Origin of the sequence: Cognatiluteimonas weifangensis (assembly GCF_003416885.1) — a bacterium.
Taxonomy (GTDB): Bacteria; Pseudomonadota; Gammaproteobacteria; order Xanthomonadales; family Xanthomonadaceae; genus Cognatiluteimonas; species Cognatiluteimonas weifangensis.
Window position 1 is genome coordinate 1 of the sequence record NZ_QVPD01000022.1, and the last position, 5,839, is coordinate 5,839.

7 protein-coding genes are annotated in these 5,839 nt (G+C 57.3%); 1 reads left to right on the top strand and 6 read right to left on the bottom strand.

The genetic code is table 11. The annotated features are described in order from the left end of the window. Positions 1-503 precede the first annotated feature (503 nt). The 3 genes from D0Y53_RS12775 to D0Y53_RS12785 form a co-directional block, all read right to left on the bottom strand. Positions 504-863: a hypothetical protein gene (locus tag D0Y53_RS12775; protein WP_147319078.1), complete on the bottom strand. Its 360-nt coding sequence runs from the start codon at positions 861-863 to the stop codon at positions 504-506. Between the two features lie 852 nt (positions 864-1,715). Next, entirely contained in the window at positions 1,716-2,114 is a 399-nt protein-coding gene (locus tag D0Y53_RS12780) for a hypothetical protein (protein ID WP_147319079.1), read from the bottom strand. A gap of 409 nt (positions 2,115-2,523) precedes the next feature. Next, complete coding sequence (locus tag D0Y53_RS12785) at positions 2,524-2,856, bottom strand: hypothetical protein (RefSeq protein ID WP_147319080.1); 333 nt, start codon at positions 2,854-2,856, stop codon at positions 2,524-2,526. 454 nt (positions 2,857-3,310) lie between these two features. Here D0Y53_RS12785 and D0Y53_RS12790 point away from each other — a divergent pair, with 454 nt between their 5' ends. Next, positions 3,311-3,634 (top strand): hypothetical protein, encoded by a 324-nt coding sequence (locus tag D0Y53_RS12790; RefSeq protein WP_147319081.1) that lies wholly within the window; start codon positions 3,311-3,313, stop codon positions 3,632-3,634. 53 nt (positions 3,635-3,687) lie between these two features. Here the strand turns inward: D0Y53_RS12790 and D0Y53_RS12440 are convergent, their stop codons facing one another. From D0Y53_RS12440 to merC, 3 genes are all read right to left on the bottom strand, one after another. Continuing rightward, positions 3,688-4,281, bottom strand: coding sequence for a hypothetical protein (locus D0Y53_RS12440; RefSeq protein ID WP_117203648.1), 594 nt, complete (start codon positions 4,279-4,281; stop codon positions 3,688-3,690). 815 nt (positions 4,282-5,096) lie between these two features. After that, a complete protein-coding gene (locus D0Y53_RS13160) occupies positions 5,097-5,321 on the bottom strand; it encodes a GDCCVxC domain-containing (seleno)protein (RefSeq protein ID WP_117203649.1) in 225 nt (74 codons plus the stop codon). Beyond that, positions 5,303-5,839: organomercurial transporter MerC (gene merC, locus D0Y53_RS12450; RefSeq protein ID WP_425477034.1), on the bottom strand; the 537-nt coding region annotated here is incomplete at its 5' end. The genes D0Y53_RS13160 and merC, both read right to left, overlap by 19 nt.

Consider the following 5,839-nt stretch of genomic DNA (forward strand, 5'->3'; position numbering starts at 1 on the left):
GGATGGTGAAACACCAAGCTCCGCCATGTGCTTTTGCATTCTTTCCAGTTTGTCGGTATGTGTCATGCGCATCTAACGCCTGAATTAAGCCGAGCCGCGCGGCGGCTTCGGCTTGAATGAACTGTTATGCAGCAGCCTAGAACCGGCGAAGCCAGGGCGCAACAGGGATTTGTTTGCAGGCCAATCGGGAGCAGGGCCTCGGCAGGATTTACCGAGGAGAGTCGGCGCCGGCGCTCTTGCCAGCCGAAGCCTAGGCGCCGCCCGTCACCGGGCGCGAACCAGCCGAAGGCGATGCGGCGCAACAAGGGCCAGCCGAAGCGACTTGCTGTGGCGACGCCAACACAACTCCCGATGTGGCAGCCGACGCGATGCCGCTACAACACAAGACAACCTGCGCGCATAACGCCTAAGTTAAGCCGAATTGCAGCGCGTAGCTGGCAACATGGCAAGCTCTTTCTGCCATGTTGACGGCGTAGCGATGCAATTTCGGCTTGAACGCATTGTTAGAGGACAGACCGCCATGCTGCAAATGCGGTCACTAAACATTGACCTCGAATCAGGGCGTAACCGCCGACAGCCCCTTTGGCCATCGTAAATTCACGGATGGTGTCCCCTGACTGATACGAGGATTTCATGTCCGTCCAGCCCGCCACTATTTTTGCCGCGAAAGTATGCTTGTCGAGATTGCCGCGCGCAGCGAGCGGCTGCATTTTCTCTTCGATCTGCGAGAGTTCTAGCCCGGGGCCACGAAGTTGAAAAAGCTCTGGTGGGGGAATCGGCTTACAGGATGCCGAATATCTCGCTTCCCGCGAGCAGGCTGTGAGCAGCGCTAAAGTCAGCAGGGGAAGGACTAACTTGGCCATGTCCTCTAACGCCTGAATTAAGCCGAGCCGCGAAGCGGCTTCGGCTTGAATGAATTGTTAGGGCCCGGCCGGTTAACTTTGACCTGCCCCTCTAAGACAAGTCCGCGAAGTGTGGCTGTCTGGTGCGGGCGAGAAAAAAGTATGCGTACCTCACGGTACTCCGGATCATCCGTGAGCCTAGCCGTTCCATACGCTACAGCGTCTTTCTGTCCGGGAGTGCGGTAGACAAGCTCTCGATGAATGTACTCGACTGGGAAGATGGCGCCACCGCCAGATGGCACGTACTCAAGCAGGAGTAGTGAAAGCCCCTGGCCAGTACTAAGGTCCACGACGGTCTCCGCGGTAAGCGGAGGAAGCTGATGGAAGTACTCGCTGTCAGGAGTTGCCATGTGCTTTCACCCGGGGCCTAACGCCTGAATTAAGCCGAGCCGCGTAGCGGCTTCGGCTTGAATGAATTGTTAGCCCTCAAGCCGAGCACTGCAGAGAGAGCTGGATGGTGCGCACCGTTGCCCAAGTCTTGGTGTCTACAGTTCCCGATGCTGTGATCTTGTAACCGTAGCAATCGTCTTCCGGCGCCGGCTCGATAGTGCATGAAGCGGTGTAGGTAAACGTGTTCTTCCTGGGGCGCGCCAAATGTTCTGATGTACACGGGCCGAGCAATTTGGAGAAGACCGTATCTGTGCGTTTGATGTGACTGATCAGAGCGCTATCGTTTCGAGTCAGGTCTGGAGCCTCAGCCTGCGCCGGCAGCGCAAGGGCTGCGAACAAGACTACAACTGGCGACGAGCGTTTCATGAGGGCTAACACCTGAATTAAGCCGCGCCGCGAAGCGGCGTCGGCTTGAATGAATTGTTAGACCCCGACCGATAGTGCATTGGCTAGATACTTAAGAAGGATCCAGTACGCGTATGCAATGGTCAAGACCTTGAGCCAGAAACAGGCTAGTGCCGGCCAGTTAATCCAATCAGGCGCCTTGAATTCCTCAGTCTCATGTGTGCCGGATCGCTCTTTGCGCCATTGGAAGAAACCCCATAGCGCAGCGCCAAACGCGTACTGCAGCAGGTCCAGCGCCAACCCTGCTACTACTAACTTTAGCGGAGCTAGTAGCCCGCTTGGAATTGCCAACGCTGTGTTATCACCGGAGCGGAAGAGCCAAACGATGGCGATGGCTCCAAGGCCCAGCTGACGAACGATGTCACTGACTTTCCCCGTGTGGAAATAGTAGTGCTCGCGGGCGTCTTTGAGGTTCACTTCTTCTTGCCCCTAGGGCCACCGCTGTTAGTGCCCTTGCTTGGGCGTTGAGTAAGCGCTGAACCGGCCGCGCTCTTAGCAGCTTTGCTGGCAGTAGAACTGCCTAGGGTCTTAGCCGCAGCTTTGCCAGCGCTTGACGAAGTTTGCTTGTTTGGGGCCTTGTGTTGTGACAAAGCGCTGCCAGCAGCAGACTTCGCGGCCTTGCTGCTCGATGGGTTGCCGAGCGTCTTTGCTGCTTTGCTCGCTGCTGGCTTTGATGTGACTTCTTTCTTTGACATGCGATTTCCCTCCCCGAGGGGTCTAACGCCTGAGTTAAGCCGCGCCGCTTTGCGGCGGCGGCAGAGCTTCAATCTTACCGAGCTTTGCCGACGCCGCGAAGCGGTGTCGGCTTGAACGAATTGTTAGCCCGCTAGCGATATGAATGAAATGAGACTTGTGAGCTATAGATAACTTGGCCTTGAGCGACCTTGTTCTTTAGTTCTTCAAGTTGTTTGAAGATGGCTTTGTAGTGCCGGATCCAGTGAATTGACTGGATTAGGCCGAGAACAACAAATACTGCTCCGCAAATCAGCGCAATGGTCAAGCGTCCCGGGCCGTACAGAGCGTAGGTTGCTCCAGCAATCACAGCGGCCATGACTGGCCCAGATAGAGCGGCTGCGGCAATCACACGACGAGATGTTCGGGTGGTGATGCTCCGAACCTCTGCCAGACTGTCGAGGGTGACAATGTCGCTGTCTTCCATTGCGGGCTAACGCCTGAGTTAAGCCGCGCCGCGAAGCGGCGTCGGCTTGAATGACTTGTTAGGGCGCAAAGTAGCAGAAGACCGGGACAGGCGGGCGCGCGAGCGCAAGATAGGAAGCTGCACGCAGTTGCCTGTGGCGTCCGAGAGCCGAGCTGCACGCGCGCACCGCGAGTGAGCTGCGAGGAAACGCTGCGACCGACGAGAGTGCCCGCGTGCCTGCTGCCGCGAGAAGCCGCGGGCGCAAGCCGTTGCTGAGGCCAGCACGAGCCGGTGAACGATGGTGGCACCGAATGCCAGGAACCCAACGGGGAAGCCGGTTGGCGAGTTGCGCCTGCGCACCGCTTGGCGCAGCTACGGAAGCACTGCTCTTAGCGGCCTAACGCTTGAGTTAAGGGGTGCCGTGAAACGGCATCCCCTTGAACGAATTGTTAGGTTGCAAAACGATGAGCCATGGATGCACACAGATACAAAATACCTGCGCGGCCTTGCCGAAAATGAGAACCTGCCGACGCTGATGCGCGACTCACTGCGCGGCGCGGCAGACGAGATTGAGCGCCTTGAGATGATTTGCGTGAGCGCACACGACCGCCTTTTGCGTGGGGATGAGGACGCTGAATTGCTGGCGATCCTCGAAAAAGCGTGGAAGGCAAAAAGAGGCCCGGATAGCAACTGGGGTGTATCGCAAGGCGAGATAGCGACTCGTCACGATCCGGCACCGGAAAGGGCGCATTGCAGCTCTGCGAGTGGCGTATCCACTCAACTGCAACCTAACACCTGAGTTAAGCCGAGCCGCGAAGCGGCTTCGGCTTGAATGACTTGTTAGAGCTGGTGCTAGTGACCAAAGGGCGTCTTTAGTACAAGAAACTGCAGGAGCACGATTGCGGCATAGATGATCGTTGATAGGCCAGCGAAGGCTAGGAACGCAAACGTACGGCGCTTCCATGCTGGTACGACAGGCTGGGGCACCATGTAAATTGGTTGCGCAACGCATTGATCGCAGCGAGCAATCATAAATGCGGGGAGGTCGTTGTTGATTGAGAACATGTGGAATCCGACGTCCTCACGCGGAGCGAGACTGTCGAGTGTGATGGTGTAGCGATTGTCAGGTTCGACTCGTTCCTGGTAGTGCCTGGCCGGCCACAGGTTGACGCACTGAGGCTTCCAGTTGAAAACAACCTCAACTTTGGTGGCAGATTCACGGCCAACATTGGCCACGACGAATGAGCTCGTGTTGATGGTTTGGGTTGGAGAGATCTGGTTGCCTTGCTGGTCAAGTAAGGGCTCTTGAACCAGAAAGGTAAACGCATGAGGCCTTGCGACAAGCAGCCGAGCCCTCGCTTTGAAGAAGTTGCTAAGGACCCACGCGAGCAGCGGGACAACTAGCGAGACTATCTCTTTTCCGTAAGTTTGAAAGAAGGCCTGCACGGTTCCCCCTGATAGTTGGTGCAGCTCTAACGCCTGAATTAAGCCGAGCCGCGTAGCGGCTTCGGCTTGAATGAACTGTTATGCAGCAGCCTAGAACCGGCGAAGCCAGGGCGCAACAGGGATGTGTTTGCAGGCCAATCGGGAGCTGGGCCTCGGCAGGATTTACCGAGGAGAGTCGGCGCCGGCGCTCTTGCCAGCCGAAGCCCAGGCGCCGCCCGTCACCGGGCGCGAACCAGCCGAAGGCGATGCGGCGCAACAAGGGCCAGCCGAAGCGACTTGCTGTGGCGACGCCAACACAACTCCCGATGTGGCAGCCGACGCGATGCCGCTACAACACAAGACAACCTGCGCGCATAACGCCTGAATTAAGCCGAGCCGCGAAGCGGCTTCGGCTTGAATGAATTGTTAGGCCTCACCCGCCCGCTCCCTGACGCGCTGGCGAACGGTGGGACCAATTGTCTCCGGATCAGCGACGCATTGCTGAGTAGTACCACCAAACCTGCCCTTAGCAATGAGGGTCTCACAGTACTTTCGCTTGTATGTTTCGTTCCACTCGCAGGGTTGCTGGTAAGTGTTGACCTTGCTTAAACAGTCGCGGACGGATTTGGCACTTGAGTCAGACTCGCCAGTCTCTAGCAGGCACTGATCCGTTGCCCACGCTACTGTAGTGCCGGGAACTGGGCAGACAAGCGCTCGCGCGGGCCCCGCCGCGATAAGTGCGATCCATGCAAGTATTAACGCCGCTAGTCTGTTCATGTGAGGCCTAACACCTGAATTAAGCCGAGCCGCGAAGCGGCTTCGGCTTGAATGAATTGTTATGCGCCGCCACTACTGCAGCAGGAACTGCCTTGCTGAATAGGTGGGCACTTGACCGTGCCATACGAGCAATAGACGCAGCAATCCCCCGGTAGCGGTTTGAGCACCACATGGCACGCGCCGCACTCATAGAGCCACTGGCACGCATTGGTGGGCATAGTTTCCTGCGTAACAGCACCGCACTCGGGGCAGGTGATAACCGACTCTAGTTCGATGCTGGACATTGGGTGGCTCTTACAGGACGCAGGAGATCAAGAATAGACGCGACAAGCATGAGAGCGATGCCCACATAGAACAGGTAGATGCTCCAGTCATAGCTCCAGAAGACGAGCAACGCAGCCAGCACGGCGATTGGACCTGCGACCGAGAGCAGGCCGCGAGCGAATTGGCGGTGCCTATACCAGGCCCAAGCATTTACCAAGAACGCAAGCACTGCCAGACCGGGGAGCAACTTACGGAACAGGAAGCCTTCGTATTGCCCAAGGAAGCCAAGGCCGATCGCGGCGCCCAACGACCCGAGAGCCGGAAAACAGCCAGCGCAGGACATTGCCGCGACCAGTGCACCGAAGCTACTTGTTTTGTCCAGAACGCGCGTGACACTCATGCTTTTTTCCTCAATTTGCGAGACATTTTCTGCGGCGTATAACGCCTGAGTTAAGCCGACTTGCGTAGCGTAGCCGACAACGTGGCAAGCTTTACCTGCCACGTTGTTGGTGTAGCGAAGCAAGTTCGGCTTGAACGA